The organism is Frankia sp. CeCAU1, from assembly GCF_977971845.1.
The window spans coordinates 8,865-29,330 of sequence record NZ_CDWWXA010000002.1 but is presented as its reverse complement, the minus strand read 5'-3'; the positions used below and the strand labels follow the sequence as shown (position 1 = coordinate 29,330).

Sequence of the window (20,466 nt, the reverse complement as noted above, 5' to 3'; positions counted from 1 at the left end):
GCGTTGCGCGGGGGCACCGGCGGGGGTGGGGCCGCGGCGCAGGGCGGCGCGGACGAGGAGGCCGGCGGCGAGGGCCCAGAAGGCGGCGCCGACGCGGGCGAGGGTGACGCCGCTGGCCGCGACGACGAAGGTGACGACCGCGGCCTGCCGCTCGGCCGGGTCGGCCAGGGCCGACGTCAGCGCCGAGGCGAGTGTGCCGACGAGGGCGAGGCCCGCGAGGGCCGTGGTGACGCCGGTGGGGGCGGCGGCCGCGACCGTCACCAGGAGCGTGGACAGCAGGGCGAGGGCGAGGAAGGTCCAGGCGGCGAGGTGGGCGACGACCCAGCGTCGTCGCGGGTCGGGGTGCGCGTCGGGGCTCGCGGCGAGCGCCGCGGTGATCGCGGCCAGGTTGATCGCGTGGCCGCCGGCGAACGCGCCGAGAACGGTGCCGACCCCGGTCACCGTCATCGCCTCCCGCCAGGGGACCGCATACCCGTAGGAGGACAGCACCGCGACACCCGGCACGTTCTGCGAGGCCATCGTGACGACGTAGAGCGGAACCGCGAGCGAGAGCATCGACGCCCAGTTCAGCGTCGGTGCCGTCAGCGCGACCCGGGGCAGCAGCGGCCTGTCGGGCCCGCCGTGCCGGCCGAACCAGATCCCGACCGCCACCACCGCGGCGGCGAACGCCGCCGGCACCGCCCAGCGCGGCGCGACCCGCAGCAGCACCAGCCACACCACGACCTCCGGCGCGACGAGCGCCGGATGGTCCACCAGCCCGTGGACGGGAACGAGGCACAGCGAGAGCAGGACACCGGCGAGCATCGCCTGCGCGATCGGCGCTGGGATCGCGGCGATGAGCGTCCCGAGGCGGGGCCACAGCGCGGTCAGCAGGATCAGGCCGCCGAGACCGCGAAGGCCCCGACCGCCGCCGCCCAGCCACCGTCGACCGCGCCGGTCGAGGCGAGTAGCGCCGCGCCCGGCGTCGACCAGGCGAGCAGGATCGGCATCCGGTGCCGGCGGCTGAGCCACAGCGTCCCGAGCGCCTGGGTGACGGTGACGGCAAGCAGGCCCGAGGCTGCCTGCGCGGGGTCCGCCCCGACCGCCCGCAGCCCGGCCAGCACCACGACGGCCGTGCTCGCGAACCCGACCAGCGCCGTGACGGCGCCTGCGCTGACCAGATGGGTGCCCCGAACCCCCGAAGCCGCCTCGCCGTCCGCGGGATCCGGCGGATCCGACCGGCCTGAACCGCCGTCGCTCACGGTGACAGCGGGATCGGCGCCGACGGTAGGTCCGGAAGGTCACGATCGCGCTGTTCCATCCCCGGAACACTACTGTCGGCCGTTCGGCGGCGGACCATGAAAACGGACCGCGGATACGGCACCCGTCACGAGGCCACGGCCGCCACCGGCACCCGGCCGCGGGTGACCAGCCCGGCCCCGGGCTCTCCCGGGGCGCGAGCGGTGGGGGTGTGGGGCGGCGGGATCGTCCGCTCACACGAAGTTCCCGTCTCCACAACCTGGCGCCCTGGAAGGTGCTGCCCGACGGACGTTCGCCGGACAGCGTCACGACCGGGCGTCCCCACCCCTCCGATGCCCAGGCCCGCCGGGAGGCGCTGCACGTCCTGTCACTGCACGTCCTGTCACTGCACGGCCTGTCACTGCACGGCCTGTCACTGCACGGCCTGTCACTGCACGGCCTGTAGTGGGAGGATGCCGCGGTCCGGACGCGGGAAGGTGGTGCGCCGGGCCGCCGGGCCGGGCCATCCGGTCATCCCCGCGCGGGATCCGAGGGTCAGCATTCGGCGAAGAAGGCGAGCATGTCGGCGGCGAGCCGGTCGGGAACCTCCACCGCGGGGAAGTGCCCGCCCTCGTCGTGCACCGTGGAGCGCACCACGCGGCACAGCCGTCCGACGAACTCGGGCGGGGGCGGGCGAAGGTCATCCAGGCCGTTCCCGAAACGCCCGAACGCGGTGGGGGCGAGGACCCGGTCACCGACCGTCATGCCCTCCTGGACCTGGCGGTTGTCGTGGAAGTCGCGCAGCGTGCTCCCGACGCAACCGGTGGCCCAGTAGAGCGTGAGCGTGGTCAGCAGGAACTCCCGGGACACTCGGGGCACCCGGCCTTCGGCGCAGTCCGACCAGGCACGCCACTTCTCCAGCAGCCATGCGGCCAGCCCGGCGGGCGAGTCGGTCAGCCCGTACGCGAGGGTCTGGGGCCGGGTGGACGCGATCGCGTGATAGCCGCCTTCGGTCAGCGACCACCGTTCGCCGGCGTCCAGATACGCACGCTCGGCCGGGGACAGCGGTGTCGGGTCGACGGCCGGGTCCAGGACGGGGTCGAGTTCGAGATCGGTCAGGTACAGCCCGGCCACCGTGTCGGGATGGTCGAGTGCCAGGAAGGTGCTGACCCCGGAACCGAAGTCGCTGCCCGCGGCCAGGTACCGGGGATAGCCGAGCCCGGTCATCAGGTCGTGCCAGACACGCGCGGTGTCCCGCAGCGTGTGTTCCCCGGCCGGACGCTCGGAGAAGGGATACCCGGGCAGGGACACGGCGACGACATCCCGCGCGGGAGCGTCGATGCCGTACGCCGCGGGGTCGCGCAGGCGGTCGACGAGCGGGAGCATCTCCACGAAGCTGCTCGGCCAGCCGTGGGTCAGGATGACCGGCGGACCGTCGGCCCCCGGCACCCGATGATGGACGTAGTGCACCCGCAGCCCGGACACCTCGGCGACGAACTGGTCGTACCCGCCGTTGATTCTCTCCTCGGCCGCACGCCAGTCGAAGGTGGCCCAGTCGGCGAGCATTCCCTGGAGGAACGCCAGGTCGGTGCCCTGGGACCAGGCCGGGCCGGGGGCCGGTTGCGGCCAGCGCACCCGCGCGATCCGCTGCCGCAGTCCGGTCAGGACGTCCTCGGGCACCCGGATCCGGGACGGTGTGATCAGCACGCGGTCCGTCCGGCCCGGGCGAGCACCCGTTCCAGGGCCGCCACCCGGGCCGGGTCGCTCAGGGCCCGCAGGCAGAAATCGCAGATGTTGGTGAACCGCGCGTCGGCGAGGTCCTGGAACTGCGGATCCTCGGCGACCATGGTCCGGAAGTAGGCTGGGGACTGCGGGTCGTGGAAGGCGTGCACGAGCCGTTCCCGCCGGGCCTGCTCCGCCGGGTCCGATCCCGGGCCGCGCACGGGCCCCAGGAACACCGGCGTCCGCTTCATGTCGTCGACGCCGATGTCGAGCTGGCAGCATGCATAGGCGTCACCGGTGGCGTGCACGGTGGTGGTCAGATCGTCGCAGTCGGGCAGCTCGGTGACCGGACGTCCCCGCCAGATCCGGTGCATCTCCCGGGCGCGGCCCCGATCGAGCAGCTCGAGCACCACGAACGGCTCGCCGGCCGCGATCAGGGCCGCCCTGATCTGCTCGTCGGCCTGTTCGTCGGCCGAGGTGCAGAACTGGATCTCGGTGGCCAGGCCGCTGGCCCGGGCCGCCCGGGCGGCGTTGATCGGTCGCTCCACGGGGAAGTACCGCATGTGGTGGACGTCCGCGCTGAGGGACAGGCCGTGGATGCCGGCCTCGACGAAGGGCCGCAGTCTGGCCTCGGCCTGGGCGGGGTTGCGGGCCCAGAAGGCGTTGGACTCCACGTCGACGACATAGCCGAGCCGGACGCCGTGGGCGATGGCCTGGCACATGACCTGTGGGTAGAGGAAGACCTCGCCCCCGCTGAAGGTGACGTGTCGCTTCCCGGTGCGCTGCCCCTGCTCGAGTACGGACCGGACCTCGTCGAGGGTCAGCCGCTCCCGGCGGGTCGGATTCGACTCCACAATGCAGTGATCGCACGCAAGATTGCAGGTCAGAGTGTAGTTGATGACCATTCTCTGGGTCGGGGGGAAACGGTCCCAGATCGCGATGCCGCCGGCCACATCGGCCCCCACGTCATTCTTGGCCCCCGTGTCATTGGCGCTCCGTGTCATTGCCCCCCCACGTCGGTCCACCCGAAGCACGTCCTTCTCCTTTGGCACGGTAGCCAGCGGGGAGCGAAACGTCCACCATTTTTTCTCCTGCAACCATCTCGGGTCGGGACTGATGCGCTCGGGCATCATGGTGGCACCGGCCCGAACGTCGGCTGAAAGAGCCTGGTGGGCGGGCGGGATCGGTAGGGTCCCGGTGTCGCGTAGAAGACGGCGCCCTTGACGTTCGATTCGAGGCGTAGGTACCGTCGGGACCAAGTTGGCTGGGGCGGACCGGTTGGCGGTAAACGCTCCACGGACCTTCTGGCTGTCGGCCGTCCGTGGAGGCGCGCTCCGCGCTCTTGAACCTCGATCTGGCAGATTGTCATGGAGGAATTATGGGCGTGGACGTTCGTCGTGTCCTGAACTCTTTTGTTCCCCGGCGGCAGGCCTGGGCCCGGCTGGACGAGACCGTCCAGGACACGGGCCTGGCCGATGACACCACCGGAGTCCTCAATCCCGACTTCCTGGCCCTCGGCCTGGGCGCCACCAACATGATGGGAATGCTCTGGTCGCTGGCCCTGGGCCGGCGGGTGGTGGGCGTCGAGCTGCGGGGTGACCCCTCGCTGGGCGTGCACTGGAACATTCGCGAGGACCTTTACCACCACCTCGGCCTGATCGACCAGATGATGCTCGAGCGCTACGGCGAGGCGGGTATCCCCCGCCGGGGCGACGGGAGCCTGTTCATCCTGGCCGAGTGCTTCTACCGGCCGGACACGCCCGCCGGCGCCGTCACGGCCGACGAGGTGGTCAGCGGATTCCTGGACGCGCTGGTCGGCGAGCCCGCGCGGATCGGCGGCCGGATCTTCCACACCGAGTTCATCGACGACCGTTGGAAGGACGGGAAGCCGCACCGCACGGTGACCGTGCTGACGCCGCCGGAGCCCCCGCGCCGGCCCGACCCCACCCGGGTGGGGCGCAGCACCCTCGAGGCGCTGGAGGGGCCCTCCACGTTCCAGAGCGCGGCCTCCGAGGTGATGGTGCTGATGCGCCGCTACCTCGAAGGGGTCGAGCGGATGGACCTGGCCCGGGGCGTCACGCCGCGGGTGCGGTTGTTCCTGTCCCACCGGGTGGTCACCACCGGGACCGGGAGCGACGCGGGCTATCTGAAGTGGCTGCGCCGCGAGGAGGGATTCGGGGACGCCTCCGGCGGTCGCAAGTCCATCCGCATCGAGCAGGTAAGGGAGCTGGACTACAACGGCAGGTTCCACCGCGTGCGGGTGCCGGGCAGCAAGGTGATCGACATCGGGATTCCCGAGCTGTTCATGATCGCGCAGGGTTTCAACAGCACCGACGCCGACCGCCTAGGCTTCAGGCAGGAGGACGTGCTGGTGGACCACCACGACGGCCGCGGGCCGGTCGTGGCGCAGGCCGACTACCTCGCCGGCCTGCTGGAGGTGCTGGTCGACGGCCGGCTGCGGCGCAGGATCGCCTCCGACTTCGACAAGGAGGGCAACGAGTACTGGGTGCGGCAGATCGCGGTGGGGCATGAGGACGACGCCGAGGTCGGCTGGATCCTGGTGCAGGTTCCCGACTACAAGACGTTCGACCCGATCCTGTCCGGCCTGGTGCCGCCCGGTACCTACCGCAAGTCCAAGCAGTACCGGGCCGGCGTGCAGCACCTGATGCGGGAGTTCTACCTGGACCAGGTCTCGCAGATCTGCGAGATGCCGGTGTCGGAACTGGAGAGGATCCAGATGCCGTACGGTCCGAAGCTGTTCAGCCTGGTCGAGCGGGCCGGGGTGGACGCCCAGGTCGCGGCCAACGGGGTCGTCGCCGGGGACACCTTCGGCAACGGCCATTTCCTCACCAGCGGCGGCGCCATCACGGGCATGATCGGTCACGGGCACCGCGTCAAGCTGTACTGGGAGGCCCGGGACGCCGGAGTGCCCCACGAGCAGGCCATACGCGGCCTGGCCGACGGCATCAAGCAGGACACCGACGACTGGTTCGCGGTGAGCGCGCAGGAGTTCAGCACCGCCCTGCCGATCAACTTCGGCTCCGAACGGATCGCCACGATCGAGGCGGCCGGCGGACACCGGTCGTCCGCCCGGGCGACCACGATCGACGCCACCCGCCGTCACCGGCACACCCTGGTGCCGCTCGACCCGTCGGACTGGCGCCGGTTGCTGGTGCGCAGCGGGCGGATGCACGCCCTGGCCCTGCCCCCGATCCCGATGACCCACCCGGTCGTGCGCGGCGGTGGTGGGCTGCCTGATCCTGCCGACGCCCAGCAGGACGGTGCTACGGCCGGGATGGGGGCCGGGATGGGCGGTTGCATGGTCCAGCCGGGCGGTGCCATGGGCGGGATGGACGGTGCGATGGCCGAGGTGGCAGCTCAGTGAGCATCTTCCAGCCGAAGGGCGACTCGTTCGGGAGCCTGAACGAGACCGTCCAGTCGCGGCGCCTGATCGTGAGCCGCTACCGCAGCCTGCGTGAACGGCAGTGGGCCCTGCTGGTGCTCTGCACCGGCGCCCTCGCCATCGTGATCGACACCTCCATCGTGAACGTGGCCCTGCCCTCCATCGGCCAGGACCTGGGGTTCTCCGCCGCCGGGCTCTCGTGGGTGGTGAACGCCTATCTGATCCCGTTCGGCGGACTGCTCCTGTTCGCCGGACGGCTGGGCGACCTGGTCGGCGCCAAGCGGATGTTCCTCGCCGGAATCGCGCTGTTCACGCCGGCCTCCCTCGTCTGCGGCCTGGCCCAGAACCCGGAGACGCTGGTCGCCGCCCGTTTCGTTCAGGGGGTGGGGGGTGCGCTGGCGGCGGCTGTCGTGCTCGGTCTGGTCGTCTCCACCTTCCCCAACGCGATCGAGCAGGCCAAGGCGATCGGCCTGTACGCGTTCGTCTCCTCCGCCGGTGCCGCCCTGGGGCTGCTGCTCGGGGCCTGGATCACCGAGGCGCTGAGCTGGCACTGGACCTTCTTCATCAACGTTCCGTTGGGCCTGCTGGTCCTGCCGCTCGGCGCGCGGCTGGTGGACGACGAACGAGAGGTGCTCGACGACCGCAGCATCGACGTCCCGGGCGTCCTGCTGATCACGAGCGGACTGATGCTCACGGTCTACACGATCGTGCGCTTCGCCGACGGCGCGACACCGCTGACCTGGGCGCTGGTGGGGATCAGCGCAGCCCTGCTGGCGGCCTTCGTCGTGCGGCAGCGGACGGCCCGCAATCCGCTCGTCCCGTTGTCGATCTTCCGGGCGCGGAACGTCGCCTGGGCCAACGTGGTGCAGGCGCTGATGATCGCCGGCATGGGCGGCATGTTCTTCCTCGGGGCCCTATACCTGCGCCAGGTGCTGGGGCTCAGCGCCATGGAGGTCGGGCTGGCCTTCCTGCCCACCGCCCTCATGGTGGCCGTGATCTCCCTCAAGGCGACGCCGCGACTGATGGAGAAGATCGACCCCAAGACCGTGCTGGTGCCCGGCCTCCTGCTCATCACCGCGGGCCTCGCCCTGCTGGCCGTTGCTCCGGCGGACGGTGACTACTGGCGCGACGTCCTGCCCGCCATGGTGCTTCTGGGCGCCGGCGCCGGCCTCGGGTACCCGTCCTCCCTGACCATGGTGATGGCCGATGCCACCGCCGCCGACCGGGGACTGCGCTCCGGGCTTGTCAACACCACCCAGCAGGTCGGACCGGCGATCGGCCTGGCCGTCCTGGCGACCGTGGCCGCCGACCGCACCACGACGCTCGTCTCGCGGGGGAGCACGCACGCCGAGGCCCTGACCGGCGGATATCACCTGGCCTTCTGGATCGGGAGCGGGGCCAGCCTGGTCGCGCTGGTGCTGACGGTGCTGTTCCTCAGGCCGGCGGTGCCGACGAGCGTACCGAAGACCCTCGACCGGGCCCGGGCCTCGCAGCGTCTGACCCAGGACCACACCGGCCTGTCCGACCCGGATTTCCTGGCTCTGGGCCTGGGCGGAACCAACATGATGGCCATGCTCTGGTCGGTGGCCATGGGCAGGCGTGCAGTGGGAGTGGAACTGCGCGGCTCGCCCTACGTGTCGGTGATGCGCTGGACGATGCGCGAGGAGATCTACCACCACCTCGCGATGATCGATTCGATGATGCTGGAGCGGTACGGCGAGGATCTGCTGCCGCGCCTCGGCGACGGCCGGCCGTTCAGACTGGCCGACTGCTTCTTCTCCCGGCACACCAGGGCAGGATCCGTGCGGGGCGACGAGGTGGTGACCGGCTTCGAGTCGGACGCGCACATCGGCGGTCTCGCCCGGCACTACGAGACCATCGACGACCGCTACCGGGAGGGCCGGGCGCATCGTGAGATCAACGTCCTCGACCCCCTGGAGGGCCCGGAGGGGCTCGACCCCGCGGCGTTGGAGCACGACCTCTCGGACGTGCTGGGCAGCCAGTCGATGTTCCAGGTCGGGGCCGAGGAACTGCTCGTCATGCTCCGCCGGTACCTGGAGGGGCTGGAACAGATCGACCGGGACCGGGGCGAAGCCCTGCCGCGGGTGCGCGTCCTGCCCTACCACCGGGTCGCCACGTCGGAGTCCTCCGACCGCGAGCGCCGGTGGCTGCCCTCGGCGCTGCGCCGGACCCCGGTCGCGGAACGGGGCTTCGAGCGCACGGCGGACGGCCGGGTGCGGGTCCGGGTCGAGGCCGTGCGCGAGCTGGACTACCGGGGTGCCTTCCGCCGTGTGCGGGTGCCGTACAGCGAGACGGTCGACCTCGGCACCCCCGGGCTGATCATGATTGCCGAGGGGCTGGACAGCCCGGACGCGGCCCGGCTGGGATTCCGTCAGGAGACGGTGTGCGTGGACCGGGGCGACGGGCGGGGCCCTGTGCCGGCCGAGACCGACTTCCTGGTCGGCAACGTCGACATCTACCTCGCCGACCGGATCCGTGTCCGTCGCGCGTCGGAGTTCGACCAGGCGGGCAACGAGTACTGGGTCCACCAGCGGTGCGTGGGGCACGAGGAGGACGCGCAGATCGGCTGGACGATGCTGGAGGTCCCGCCGTACAAGACGTTCGACCCGATCCAGGCCGGCCTGGTCCCGGCCGGGACGCCGAAGGACTCCAAGCCCTACTTCGCCGGGCATCAGTTCCTGCTCCGGCGCTACTTCCTGGACCAGACGGCACAGCTGACGGAGATCCCACGCCGGGCCATCGAGTACAACCAGCTCTCCTACGGCCCCAAGCTCTTCACCGTGACGGAGCGGATCGGGCTCGACGCCCTGGTGGCCGCGAACGCGGTCGTGGCCGGTGACTCCTTCGGCAACTCCCACCACCTGACCAGCGGCGGCATCAACACCGGCATGCTCGGTCACGGCCTGCGGGTGCTGCGTTACTGGCAGGCCAGGGAGTCCGGTAGCAGCGCCAGCGACGCGGCGCGTGACCTGGCCGACGGGATCAGGGCGGACACCCGGGCGCTGATCGACCTGTGCGAGCAGGACTTCCGAGCGGCGCCGCCCGCGGCGCCCCCGAGGAAGCAGCAGCGACTGCTGGCGGGAGCCACCCGTCAGCGGCGTTCGATCTTCCCGCAGCGCTACCCGGACGAGTGGAGCCGCATCCAGCTCCGCACCGGCAAGATCTTCGCCTACAACCTGCCCATGCTCGATCCCGAGCACCCCGACACCCGCGAGGCCCAGCCGGTCGGCGCCATGTCGGGTGCCCCGCCGTCCGCCAGCGAGCGGAAGGACCCGCTCGGCGCGGCTCGGGCATGAGGCGAGGCATGGTCCCACCGGGCTACCGACCGGCTCCCACCCCGCAGGAGCTGGCGGACGAGTACGACATCTGCGTGGTGGGCAGCGGGGCGGCGGGTTCGGTCGTCGCCTGGCTGCTCGCCCGGGCCGGGCTGTCGGTGGCCGTGGTGGAGCAGGGTGGGTTCGTCACGGACGAGGACAGCTACGACGACGTGCTGGCCGCGGGGGAGTCCGCCTGGGTGCGGCAGGAGAACGGCACCTGGGCCAAGGTGGGCTCACCCTGGACGACCTGCAACGTGGGTGGCGGCACGCTGTTCTTCGGGGGGGTCCTGTTCCGCCACCGCCCGCTCGACTTCGACCCGGAGACCGTTCTGGGCCGGGCCGACCTGCCGCTGCGCTGGCCGCTTGAGCCGGCGGAGCTGACGGACTACTACGACGCCGTCGAGGATCTGATCGGCGTCGCGGGTGTCGCGGACGGCGACCCCAGCCTGCCGGTCCGGTCCAGGCCGTATCCGCTGCCCCCGGTGGCCACCACGGCGGAGGGGCGGCGGCTGACGGAGGCCGCGAGGTCCATGGGCTGGGCACCGTTTCCCACCCCCCTGGGCGTCAACAGCATCGAGTACCGCGGTCGCCCGGTGTGCGCCGCGGATGCCCCCTGCATCTCACGGCGCTGCCCGATCCACGCCAAGGGGGACGCGCTGGACCGCTTCCTGCGGCCGGCGATGGCCGCGGGCGCACGCCTGTTCACCGGGCTGAAGGCGGAGGCCCTGCTCGGGGACGCGCGTCGCGACGCCACCGCGTTGCGGTGCGTCCGGATGCCGGACGGCGAGCGCGTCGTCCTGCGGGCCCGGCACTTCGTGCTGTGCGCGAACGCCGTGCAGACTGCCGCGCTGCTGCTGCGTTCGACCACCGTGCGGCATCCGGCCGGGCTGGGCAACTCACACGACATGGTCGGCCGGGGGCTCTGCTTCAAGATCGGTGAATATCTGGTCGGGTACTGCCACGAGCCGACCTCGGCGCCCGCCCGCAGCCGGCTGATGGGCCTGGGACCCATCTCCACCTGCTGCGTGACCGACCTCTACCAGGACCCGGCGGCGCCGGGCGGGCTGGGTGGCCTGCTCTACGAGAACCGGCCCGAGCGGACCTACCGGTTACGGGACACCGAACACCTGCTGCGGATCGAGGCGCTGGTACCGGACGAACCCCAACCGGGCAACCGGGTCCGGCTGGGGCCGGGGACCGACGCCCACGGCGTGCCCGACGTCCTGATGGACTACCAGGCCCATCCGCGCGACCTCGCCCGCTCCGAGTACATGCTCGGGCAGGGCGAGGCGCTGCTGCGGGCCGCCGGCTGCGACGTCATCGTGCGGGAGGCGTCCGGGTGGGCGCTCGGCAGCGGGCACCTGCACGGCACCTGCCGCATGGGTGAGGACCCGGCCACCAGCGTGACCGGGCCCGACGGCCGCCTGCACGACGCGGACAACGTCTTCGTAGCCGACGGCGGCCTGTTGCCGTTCCCCGGCGGGGTCAATCCGACGCTGACCATCCAGGCGCTCGCGCTACGGGTGGCCCATCGGCTCCTCGCGGAGCGCTACGCCACCGGTCGCGTCCCGATCGGGGAACTGGTCGGGCCGAGCGTGACCGCGGCGAACCGGTCGCCGAGGTAGTCCGCCACCTGCTCCAGACGGGCGACCTGGTACGGATGCCGCCGGGCGCCGACCACCACCGTGCGGGGGGAACAGCCGAGTCGGTCCGGGAGATCCCGGTACACCCGGTGCACCAGATGTCCCGACCGTCCCTCCGCCTCGGTCAGCGGAAACCGCAGCACGCCGACGGCGTCCAGCCCGCCGTCCTGCACCGACCAGGCCAGTACCCCGGCGAGCAGGACGTCGATCCAGTAGCGCTGGAAGGTCCGCCGTAACAGCGGCACGTGCGATCCCCACCGGGCCGCCAGTGCCGTGGTGTCGCCGTGCACCACCTCCTCGCCGACCCGCACGTGGGTCCGCCCGCCGTGGGCCTGGAAGAGATAGGCGTAACGGGCGGCCAGGTCACTTTGCAGGCCGGCCAGGTAGAGGGTGTCCCCGTGCCGGACGCCGTAGCAGTAGCCGAGGAAGCCGTCCCGGCCGGCGTCCATGAAGTTCCAGTCGGCGGCCTCCAGCATCCCCCGGGGCAGCAGCCCCGGGGGGTCGAGGAAGCAGCGCAGCGTCACCGGGCTGCCGAAGCGGGGAAAGCGCCCGCCCACGATGTCGTCGCACACCCCCGCCATGCCGACGACGGCGTAGCCGGTGCGCCGGTAGCCGAAGCGGACCGGCTCCTGCAGCGGGGCGGTGTCGTTGAACGAGTACAGCAGTCGTCCGAGCGGGACAGCCAGGCGGGCAGCGATCTCCTCGCGGTCCGTCGGATCGTCCAGCCACCGCGCCAGCAGCGCCTGCCGTGCGCCCAGCCACGGGTTGCGCGCGACGAACCGGCCGAGGAAGTCCTCGTCCGGGGGATGGATGAACGCGCTCATCCGCGGCTGTGGGCGAGGACGAGCCGGTAGACGTCGAGCAGGCGGCGCGTGACCGACTCCTGGTCGAACTGGCGCGCCCGGTGCGCCCCGGCCGCACCGAGCCGGGCGCACCGCTGCGGCGAGTCGAGCAGCTCCGCGACCGCCTCGGCCAGGGCCGGGGGATCGCAGGGAGGCACGATGATGCCGGCCATGCCGTGGCCGACCACGGTCGGCAGTCCGCCGACGTCGGTCACCACGACCGGCCTGCCGGCCGCCATGGCCTCGATGACCGTGCCACCCATCTCCTCGTGCCGGGACGGGATGACGACCACGGCCGCCTCCCGGACGACGTCGGGGAGGCGGGAGCGATCCAGATGACCCGGCAGTTCGATGCGATCGGCGATGCCGAGCCGGCGTGCGCGGGCCCGGCAGCGTTCCAGCTCGTTGCCGTCGCCGCACATCACGAAGCGGGCCGGGACGCCCTTGGCGACGATCAGGGCCGCGGCGTCGACGAAGTCGGCCCATCCCTTCTCCGGAGCGAACCGGCCGCAGTACAGCACGACCGGCGGTTCCGAGGGCGGTTCGGACGGCGCTTCGGCCCCCGGGCGCTGGAAGTCGGCCAGGTGAACGCCGTCGGTGACCACGTGCACCCGGTCCGGCCCGGTCAGGCCGCGCTCCAGGTAGGCCCGCCGGACCCGGTCGGTGAGCACCACCACCGCGTCGGCCCGCCGGACGGCGTGCCGTTCGAAGAACCGGGCCGGGCCGATCAGCACCCAGCCGAGGGGCGTCTCCGGATGGAAGGTCGCGATGGCGCTGCAGTGCACGGTGAGCACCAGCGGCCGCCCCAGGAGCAGCCTGGCCAGCACGGCGAACAGGAAGGTCCAGGGCAGCTCGCTGCAGTGGACGTGGATCAGGGAGTACTGGCGACGAGTCCCGCGCAGTCGCTTGCCGACGCAGACGACGACGACGGCGAGTCCCCAGGAGACGAGTAACCCGATGTAGCCCTTGGAACGGGTGGGAATCGGCGCCACCGGCAGGGTGAGCAGTTCCAGCCGGGTGCGCGGGTCGAGCATCAGCGAGCGGGGCATCCCCGGCCGGCGGGGCAGCAGCACGGACTGGCGCACGCCGAGCGCCGACATCTGCTCGGTGGTCTGCATGATCTGGACCTGCATGCCGCCGATCGGCTCGTACTGCAGCTCCCGATGGGTGAGCTCCCGGTCGGCGAGGAAGTAGTAGGGCGTCAGCCGCAGAACGTGCGGCGGACTCCCACCGTCGGGTCCGGCCGCTGCCTGCCGGGGCCCGGTCGTCCGGGTGGTCACTCAGAGGTCCGGGTGGCGGTCGCGCACCTTGGCCAGAGCGGCCACGATGTCGTCCGCGTCGGTCGAGTCCCCGAGCAGCGCCGAGTGATGGAACAGGAGGGTGGTCTCGCAGTAGCGGCGCGCGCCGCCGAAGTCACGGGAGAACGCCCGGTCGCGGGCGGCCTCGGTCCAGGTGGCCGCGAAGCGGCGCTTGGTGTGCGGGCGCAGCATCACGCTGCGGTGCAGGGGAGCGTCCGGTGGATACCAGGTCATGCCCAGCTCGGCCGTCAGGGCCTGGGCCACCCGGTCCAGCGGCACCGCGCCGAAGGTTCCCGCGGGGAAACGGACCCCGTACTCGTAGATCGAACGCAGTTGTACCTGCTCGGGCACGGGGATGGGGCCGAACCCCCCGAGCCGGGCCAGCCCCTGCTCGAGGTCGGCGGCGGTCTTCGCCCGGTGCCGGTGCTGGTCCTGCAACCGGGGAAGCTGGTCGAGCAGGAGGGCGGCCGTCAGCTCCGACATGCAGTAGTTCGCCCCCATCACCTCGCCGTCCTCGACCAGTTCGAGGGTGCCGGCCACCGGGAGGCCGGGGTGATAGCGGCGCGAGTCGGCCCGCAGCTGCTGGGCGCGCCGGTACAGCCGCTCGTCGGCGGTGATGACGGCGCCGCCCTCGCCGCCGGCCAGGACCTTTCCGTTCTGGAAGCTGAACGCTCCGATCGCCCCGAAGGAGCCGACGGCCCGGTCCCCCCAGCGCGCACCGTGCGCCTGCGCACAGTCCTCGATCAGGTGGATGCCGGCGTCCTCGGTCAGGGCGGTGATGGCGGGCAGGTCGGCGACCGTCGCGGCCAGGTGGACGACGATCACCGCCTTCGTCCGGGGGCCCATGGCGTCCCGAATGCTCTGCGCGGTCAGGCAGCCGGTCTCGGGGTCGCTGTCGGCGAGCACGGGCAGCGCCCCCACCCGCAGCACGGCCGTCACCGGGGCGACCCAGGTCAGCGTGGGCACCACGACCTCGTCGCCGGGACCGATGTCCAACGCCTCCAGCGCCACCACGAGGGCGCTGGACCCGTGGTCGACACTCACCCCGTAGGGAACGTCGCTGTAGGCGGCGAAGGCCTCGGCGAACCGCCGCTCACAGGCGTGGGTGCCGTCGCTGGCCCAGCTCACCGCCCACCGGCGGGATCGCAGCGCGTCGAGCAGAGCCTGTTCGCTGGCCGCGTCGTACTGGGGCCACTTCGGCCAGGGACGGTCCCGCCGGACCGGCGTACCACCGAGAAGGGCCAGTTCACTCATGCCGTTACCCCCTGCTCCTGGCTGGTGGCGCCGGCCGTCCGGTCGCCGCCGACGTGGAAGAAGAGGCGCAACGGTGCCGGTCCGTCGCGCTCGAGCACACTGCGGTACGAGGTCAGCGGGACCGGGTCGCCGGTCAGGGGACCCAGGCGGACCTCGCCGGCAACGACCTTGGCCAGGGCGGTGCGCAGCTGCCCCTGACCGGACAGCACACCCTGCACGGTCAGTTCGCGCAGCATCACCGTGCTCGGTTCGACGGTGACCGCCTCGGCTCCCGAGTAGCCCACGAGCACGTAGACGCCGCCGACCGCGGTCGCCGTCAGGCCACGGGGGAACACGCCGGCCGCTCCGGTGGCGTCGAAGACAACCTCCGGCAGGTCCGGGTGCCAGCCCTCGATACCCGGGTCGGCGTCGACGCCGAGGTCGGCGGCGATCCGCCGGCGGGACTGCAGGGGATCGGCCACCCGTACCCGGGACGCCCCGGCGCCGCGGGCCAGCTGGGCGACGAGCAGGCCGATCGTTCCGGCGCCGATCACGCCGACCGACCGGCCGGACACCGCCCCGGCCCGTTCCACGGCGTGCAGGGCCACGCCGAGCGGCTCCAGCAGGCAGGCCTGGGGGCCCGGGACCTGTGGCGGCAGCGCGACCAGGTTGGCGGCGGGGATGGTGAACAGCTGGGCGAAGGCACCCGGGCGGGTGAAGCCCACCTCGTCGATGTCGGTGCACAGGTTCGGCCGTCCCGCGAGGCAGGCGGGGCACCGGCCGCAGAGCCGGAAGTTGTCGCCCACCACCGCCCGGCCCACCAGCTCGGGGCGGTCGGGGGCCGCCAGCACCGTGCCGGACCACTCGTGCCCGGGAATCACCGGGTACTCGGCGTCGTGCAGGGTCCCGTCCAGCAACCGCAGGTCGGTACCGCACATGGCGGCGAAGTCGGTCGCGACCAGGGCCTCGCCCGGACCGGGCTCGGGCCGGGGACGCCGCTCCAGGCCGTGGTCACGGTGCCCCCGGACCACCAGGGCCAGCATGTCGTCATCGGTCATGATCAGGCGTCCGGATTCGGGCTGTCGCCCAGCCGGTGGACGAAGAACGCGCGACCGTGCCATCCATAGCGCAGGAACTCGCTGTAGTCGTAGAACCCGTCGGTGCGGGCGAAACACTCGCGCATGGCCCGTCGCATTCCGAACCGGGGATTCGCGCGGTTGCAGTTGTAGTCGTCCATCAGCAGCACCGCACCGTCGGGCATCAACCGGTGGGTCAACAGGTGGTCGAGCACCTGGGACGTGGACGCGTAGAGGTCGCAGTCCAGGTTGGCGATGGCCACCGGGCGGGTGATGGGTGTGGACAGCAACGTCTCCTCGTACATCCCGCGCACGACGGTCCAGTCCCGGTCGCCGAAACGGGCGGTGAACTCCCGGCGCAGCATCTCCTCGGTGCCGGGTGGGGCCGCGTCCTCCGATTCGCGCCAGTAACCGGTGTCGGCGACCTCGTAGGAGGCGACGTCCACCGGATCGACGCTCTTGGGGAAGCCCGCGAAGGAGTCGTACAGGTACAGATTCCGGGGATGCAGGACGTCGTAGAATTCGTGCATGGCGTTGAACTCCACGAGGAGATCGGCCAGGAGCAGCGAGCTGAATCCCTGGAAGCAGCCGAACTCCGCCACCGCACCGGGGATGTGGCACCCGTAGACGTACTCGAAGGTGGCTCGGAAGGCCTCGCCGTAGATTCTCCGAGCACGATCCTGGTCGTGGTAGGTGGCGTTTTCTATACGGTCGGGCGTTGGCATGTGTTCCACCTCGTCAGATCGCTCACCGGGCCACCGCGTCGTACAGGGTCGGGTCCACGTCGATGTCCATGTTCAACTCGCAGCAGCGGTAGCAGATCGGCTGCAGCCCCTGCCGGAGGGTCTCCCGCATCCGGGTGTAGGTCTCGCCGTGGAACACCTCCCGCAGGGATCCGTCCCGCAGCGACCCCATGACCGTGTCGGCGAACGTGGTGCAGCTCACGACCTGGCCGTTGGGAAGCACCGTGGTCTGGGCCCAGAGCTTCACACAGGTCCGCTCCCGGACGGTCTGGTGCCACCGGGGGGTGAAGAACCTGCTCTTGTCCTCGTTGCTGTAGCGGACGGGGGGGACCAGGACCGACACCGAGTCGGAGGTGTTCATCGCCTCGTCGAGCAGGTCGCGCAGCCGCTGCGGATCGAGGTCGGCGTGCTGGTGTTCGTTGCAGTACCCGGCCCAGGACAGGAAGGGCCGGCCGGTCACAGCCTCGAAGGCGGCCCGGGAACCCTCGCCCTCCGTGCGGGTGAAGAAGCTCGACAGGCCCACCGTGATCTCGGACAGGCCCAGCCGTTCGGTGAGCCGGACCATCTCGGGCAGGTGGATGTAGTTCATGCCGGTAACCACGAAGTTGATCGCGACCTTCGGCCCCCGGCCGGCGCGCCGCGTCTCCTCCTGCAGGGCGGCCAGGCCCCTCATGGCCCGCCCGAAGGCGTTGCGCCCGCGGATGGGGTCGTTGACCTCGGGAGAGGGGCCGTCGACGGACAGGTAGACGTCGTCGATGCCGCTGGCCACGATGCCGGCCGCATGCCGGTCGAGCAGCGTGCCGTTCGTGCTCATGTCCAGGTTGCAGGACGGCAGCCGTTCCTTGGCGATCCGCATCAGCTCGACCGCGTGATCGTGCATGAGCGGCTCGCCGCCCATCATGGTCAGGTAGGTCGTCTCCGGGGTGCCGGTGTCCGCGGCGAGCTCGTCGACCAGCGCGGTCCACATCTCGAGGCTCATCTGGTCGCGGCGGACGTCCGCCAGCCAGCCGCTCTCGGCGGCCGAGTCCCCGTACATCCAGCACTCACGACAGGTCAGGTTGCACGACCAGTTCACGAACACCGTCACGTACCGGGGCATGGTCCTGACCACCGGGGTCAGTGGAATCATCGCTGGGCTCCGAATCTCGTGTCCGACAGGTCCGCTCGACCGAGCAGGTTGGCCAGGGCCTCGGTCGCCCGTGGTTCGTCGGTGCGCAGCCGCTCACCGCCTTCCGCCGCGAGGTACCGGTGCAGGACGGGCAGGTGCTCGCCGGGCAGCTGGGAGGGGTAGTACAGCACCCCGCGCTCGATGGCCCGCCGGTACGGACCGGCCGCCACGAGGGTCCCGGCCCGCGTCGGCGCCGGGCCGGTCGCCGCGGCGTAGGGCAGGTCGGCGTACCAGACCACCGAGGGTTCCGGGACGAGGCAGGGGGCCACCGCGTCCACCGCCCGGCGGACCACCTCGTGATCGACATGGCCGCCGACGGCCATCGGGGCCAGCAGGAACCGCGGCCGCACGGCGGCCGCCAGCGCGGCCAGCCCGTCGGCCACCCGGCGGACCAGCCCGGGGTCGGCGGCAGCACCCATCTCCGTGTCGTCCGTGTACCCGCGCAGGCTGGCGTCCGGTAGCCGCAACGACACCAGGGCGGCGCCGGCATGCCGGTCGGCCCACGCCGCGTCCTCGGCCGTACGCAGCGCGGTGACCGAGGCGGCGTCCCCGTGCGCCGCCGACCCCGGCGCATAGCGGCTGCGCCCGAAGACGGTCACCGCGTGCAGGTCGTGTCCCGCGCCGGCCAGCGTGGCGACGGTCGCACCGACGGACCAGGCGAGGTCGTCCGGGTGCGGGGACACCAGCAGCACCGTCGACCCCATCAGATGAACTCGTCCAGGAGCCGGTAGTAGTGCTCGCGCACGGGATCGGGCTGTCGGCCGCAGCAGGCCAGCAACCGGGCCGCGTGGCCCGGACCGTAGCCCCAGCGGGTGCATTCCTCGCCGATGTTGCGCACCGCCACGGCCAGGTCCAGCCACACGTCGGCGACACCGCAGCGGCCGACGTCGAGCAGCGCGGTCGGGGCCAGGGTGTCCGGGTCGAGCAGCACGTTGTCCAGGCAGAGATCGCCGTGACAGACCACGAGCTGCTCCTGCTCCGGTGCCGGGGTGGCGTCGAGTTCCCGCTGCAGGTCCTGCGCACTCCAGCCGCGGTGGCGTGGTTCCAGGTCGGCCAGGTCGACGGTGCCCGTCCGCACGGCGTGCCGGGCGGCCGGGAGGGTGATCCGCAGGGTGCGGTCGAAGGGACACCGGGCGGCGGGCAGGCCGTGCAAGGCGAGGACGAGTTCGGCCACCGCGTCGATCACCCGGTCGAGCCGGTCCGCCGGCCAGGGTCCCGCCGCGGGGACCCCGGGCACCTCCCGGGTGACCAGCCACATGTGCGTCTCGTCGGCGCCGACGTCGACCACCTCGGGAACCGGAATCCCCTGCCGGGCCAGCCACGAGAGCCGCTCGGCCTCGGCCTCGGCCTGAAAGCGATGGTCCTCGCGCCCGCGTCGCGGCGCCGACTTCAGGTAGTGCCCGTCGAGCCGGTACACCCGGGTGCCGTAGGAGCGGGTCACGACGTGTGCCCAGGCCCGGTCCGGGCCGGGTCCCGGTGCCGCGACGGGTCGGGACGGAGCCTCAACCACAGGACGGATCCAGCCGGCGGGCCAGGGCCGGGTCCCGCTCCACCACCGCCTGCACGGTCTGTTCGATGCGCTGCCGGACCACCTCGTCGTCGAGCTCACCGCCGAACGCCTCGGCGCGGAACTGGGCCAGGCGTTCCGGCGACAGCGCGTCCGCCTCGAAGGTGTGCCGTTCGGCGACCTCGCGGGCGCCCTTCTCGAAGGCGGCCAGGGCATGATCCACGTCGGCGTCGGTGAAGGCGGTGGTGACCATGTGGGTCCCGCTGTCCTCGAAGTAGGCGCCGTGGTCGAAGGCGGCCCGGTAGACGTCCCACGAGATCTGCTCGGAGGGCATCACGACGTCGAACATCATCGGCGGGCCGGCGACCACGGCCGGGATACCGACCGCGGCGAGGACGTCGCGCATCCCGTCGCGCAGGACCCCGCCCAGCCGTTCGGCGTTGGCATGGGCCTGCGTGCCGTCGATCTCGTCCAGCACCGCCAGGGCGGCGGCCATCGGCGGTACTTCACGGGTGTACGTGCCCGCGACCCCGGCGGTGTCGTAGGCGTCGATCACGTCCCGCCGGCCCACCACCGACGAGATCGAGTGCCCGTTGCCCAGGCCCTTGCTCATGGTGATGAGATCCGCCGGGACGTTCCCGGTCCCGTTCAGCCCCCGCACCCCCCACCGGAAGGCGGTGATCACCTCGTCGATGATGAACAGGACGCCCTTGCTGGCACACAGCCGCGACAGGCCGCGGTAGTACTCCTCGTCGAACCAGGCCGGCTCCGGTGTGACGATCACCGCGGCCACGTCGTCGCCGAACGCGTCCAGCATCCGGGCCAGGGCGTGCCTGCTGTAGCCGAAGCAGCCGATCCGGTTGCCCGCGTCATAGCCGATGCGCAGGTAGGACAGGTGCCAGTCGTGCCAGCCGTGATAGCCGGAGGTGAGGATGACGTCGCGTCCGGACGCGGCCCGCGCCAGGCGGATGGCCGCCGTGGTCGCCTCCGACCCGGTCTTGCTGAACACGGCCTTCTCCCCGGCCGGGTAGCGCTCGCACAGTCGCTCGGCCAGCTCGATGCGGGGCAGCGAGAGGGTGCTCGCGAAGACGGTGCCGTGCTCGGCGATGCAACGGGTGATCGACTCCACCACCCGCGGATGGCGGTTGCCCAGCAGGAGGGCACCGCTGGCGGCCGTGACGTCGAGGATCCGCCGACCTTCGACGTCCTCCATCCAGGAACCTTGGGCCGAGACGAAGACCGAGGGAAACCGGGTGCCGATGTCGTAGTCCTCCG

Annotated in this window: 15 protein-coding genes and 1 pseudogene; 4 read left to right on the top strand and 12 right to left on the bottom strand. The window is 71.9% G+C overall.

All coding sequences use genetic code 11. The features are described 5' to 3' along the window. Window positions 1–1,103 (bottom strand): annotated as a pseudogene (locus AC08OO_RS00665) (benzoate/H(+) symporter BenE family transporter); the annotation flags it as partial. A 410-nt stretch (window positions 1,104–1,513) separates the two neighbouring features. Between AC08OO_RS00665 and AC08OO_RS00660 the strand changes: the two are divergent. Beyond that, a complete protein-coding gene (locus tag AC08OO_RS00660; protein WP_476618143.1) occupies window positions 1,514–1,684 on the top strand; it encodes a hypothetical protein in 171 nt (56 codons plus the stop codon). Between the two features lie 89 nt (window positions 1,685–1,773). Here AC08OO_RS00660 and AC08OO_RS00655 read toward each other — a convergent pair whose 3' ends face one another. Both AC08OO_RS00655 and AC08OO_RS00650 read right to left on the bottom strand, forming a co-directional pair. After that, on the bottom strand, window positions 1,774–2,925 hold the full coding sequence (locus tag AC08OO_RS00655; RefSeq protein ID WP_011437737.1) for an epoxide hydrolase family protein: 1,152 nt from the start codon (window positions 2,923–2,925) through the stop codon (window positions 1,774–1,776). Further along, window positions 2,919–3,905, bottom strand: a complete 987-nt coding sequence (locus tag AC08OO_RS00650) for a radical SAM protein (protein WP_160172370.1) — start codon at window positions 3,903–3,905, stop codon at window positions 2,919–2,921. Before AC08OO_RS00650 ends, AC08OO_RS00655 begins: the two co-directional genes overlap by 7 nt. Before the next feature lie 413 nt (window positions 3,906–4,318). Between AC08OO_RS00650 and AC08OO_RS00645 the strand changes: the two genes are divergently transcribed. Genes AC08OO_RS00645 through AC08OO_RS00635 form a run of 3 tightly spaced genes read left to right on the top strand, consistent with a single transcriptional unit; the run spans window position 4,319 to window position 11,306 of the window. After that, window positions 4,319–6,325 carry a hypothetical protein gene (locus AC08OO_RS00645; protein ID WP_011437739.1) on the top strand — a complete coding sequence of 669 codons (2,007 nt, stop codon included), beginning with the start codon at window positions 4,319–4,321 and terminating at the stop codon, window positions 6,323–6,325. Beyond that, the gene (locus AC08OO_RS00640) at window positions 6,322–9,660 is read left to right on the top strand and encodes an MFS transporter (protein WP_476618142.1); all 3,339 of its coding nucleotides are present in this window, start codon (window positions 6,322–6,324) and stop codon (window positions 9,658–9,660) included. Before AC08OO_RS00645 ends, AC08OO_RS00640 begins: the two co-directional genes overlap by 4 nt. Window positions 9,661–9,668: 8 nt before the next feature. Next, window positions 9,669–11,306 carry a GMC oxidoreductase gene (locus AC08OO_RS00635; RefSeq protein ID WP_476610270.1) on the top strand — a complete coding sequence of 546 codons (1,638 nt, stop codon included), beginning with the start codon at window positions 9,669–9,671 and terminating at the stop codon, window positions 11,304–11,306. Here AC08OO_RS00635 and AC08OO_RS00630 read toward each other — a convergent pair. From AC08OO_RS00630 to AC08OO_RS00590, 9 genes are all read right to left on the bottom strand, one after another. Continuing rightward, window positions 11,231–12,148: a hypothetical protein gene (locus AC08OO_RS00630; RefSeq protein WP_476618141.1), complete on the bottom strand. Its 918-nt coding sequence runs from the start codon at window positions 12,146–12,148 to the stop codon at window positions 11,231–11,233. The genes AC08OO_RS00635 and AC08OO_RS00630 overlap by 76 nt on opposite strands. Further along, window positions 12,145–13,446 carry a glycosyltransferase family 4 protein gene (locus AC08OO_RS00625; RefSeq protein ID WP_476618140.1) on the bottom strand — a complete coding sequence of 434 codons (1,302 nt, stop codon included), beginning with the start codon at window positions 13,444–13,446 and terminating at the stop codon, window positions 12,145–12,147. The genes AC08OO_RS00630 and AC08OO_RS00625 overlap by 4 nt, the downstream gene beginning before the upstream one ends. Continuing rightward, entirely contained in the window at window positions 13,447–14,718 is a 1,272-nt protein-coding gene (locus AC08OO_RS00620) for a DegT/DnrJ/EryC1/StrS aminotransferase family protein (RefSeq protein ID WP_476618139.1), read from the bottom strand. Continuing rightward, complete coding sequence (locus AC08OO_RS00615; RefSeq protein WP_023841786.1) at window positions 14,715–15,755, bottom strand: zinc-dependent alcohol dehydrogenase; 1,041 nt, start codon at window positions 15,753–15,755, stop codon at window positions 14,715–14,717. Before AC08OO_RS00615 ends, AC08OO_RS00620 begins: the two co-directional genes overlap by 4 nt. A 2-nt stretch (window positions 15,756–15,757) precedes the next feature. Further along, on the bottom strand, window positions 15,758–16,498 hold the full coding sequence (locus AC08OO_RS00610; RefSeq protein WP_011437746.1) for a TylF/MycF/NovP-related O-methyltransferase: 741 nt from the start codon (window positions 16,496–16,498) through the stop codon (window positions 15,758–15,760). A 22-nt stretch (window positions 16,499–16,520) separates the two neighbouring features. Further along, a complete protein-coding gene (locus AC08OO_RS00605; RefSeq protein ID WP_476618138.1) occupies window positions 16,521–17,645 on the bottom strand; it encodes a radical SAM protein in 1,125 nt (374 codons plus the stop codon). Then, on the bottom strand, window positions 17,642–18,388 hold the full coding sequence (locus tag AC08OO_RS00600; protein WP_476618137.1) for a PIG-L deacetylase family protein: 747 nt from the start codon (window positions 18,386–18,388) through the stop codon (window positions 17,642–17,644). The genes AC08OO_RS00605 and AC08OO_RS00600 overlap by 4 nt, the downstream gene beginning before the upstream one ends. Further along, complete coding sequence (locus AC08OO_RS00595) at window positions 18,388–19,194, bottom strand: APH(3') family aminoglycoside O-phosphotransferase (protein ID WP_476618136.1); 807 nt, start codon at window positions 19,192–19,194, stop codon at window positions 18,388–18,390. Before AC08OO_RS00595 ends, AC08OO_RS00600 begins: the two co-directional genes overlap by 1 nt. After that, the coding region (locus tag AC08OO_RS00590; RefSeq protein ID WP_476618135.1) for an aminotransferase class III-fold pyridoxal phosphate-dependent enzyme at window positions 19,187–20,466 on the bottom strand (1,280 nt) is incomplete at its 5' end. The genes AC08OO_RS00590 and AC08OO_RS00595, both read right to left, overlap by 8 nt.

Coding starts and splice junctions, on each gene's coding strand:
- AC08OO_RS00645 (WP_011437739.1), top strand. CDS start 4,319: ATGGGCGTGGACGTTCGTCGTGTCCTGAACTCTTTTGTTCCCCGGCGG.
- AC08OO_RS00635 (WP_476610270.1), top strand. CDS start 9,669: ATGGTCCCACCGGGCTACCGACCGGCTCCCACCCCGCAGGAGCTGGCG.
- AC08OO_RS00630 (WP_476618141.1), bottom strand. CDS start 12,148: ATGAGCGCGTTCATCCATCCCCCGGACGAGGACTTCCTCGGCCGGTTC.
- AC08OO_RS00620 (WP_476618139.1), bottom strand. CDS start 14,718: ATGAGTGAACTGGCCCTTCTCGGTGGTACGCCGGTCCGGCGGGACCGT.
- AC08OO_RS00615 (WP_023841786.1), bottom strand. CDS start 15,755: ATGACCGATGACGACATGCTGGCCCTGGTGGTCCGGGGGCACCGTGAC.
- AC08OO_RS00610 (WP_011437746.1), bottom strand. CDS start 16,498: ATGCCAACGCCCGACCGTATAGAAAACGCCACCTACCACGACCAGGAT.
- AC08OO_RS00605 (WP_476618138.1), bottom strand. CDS start 17,645: ATGATTCCACTGACCCCGGTGGTCAGGACCATGCCCCGGTACGTGACG.
- AC08OO_RS00600 (WP_476618137.1), bottom strand. CDS start 18,388: ATGGGGTCGACGGTGCTGCTGGTGTCCCCGCACCCGGACGACCTCGCC.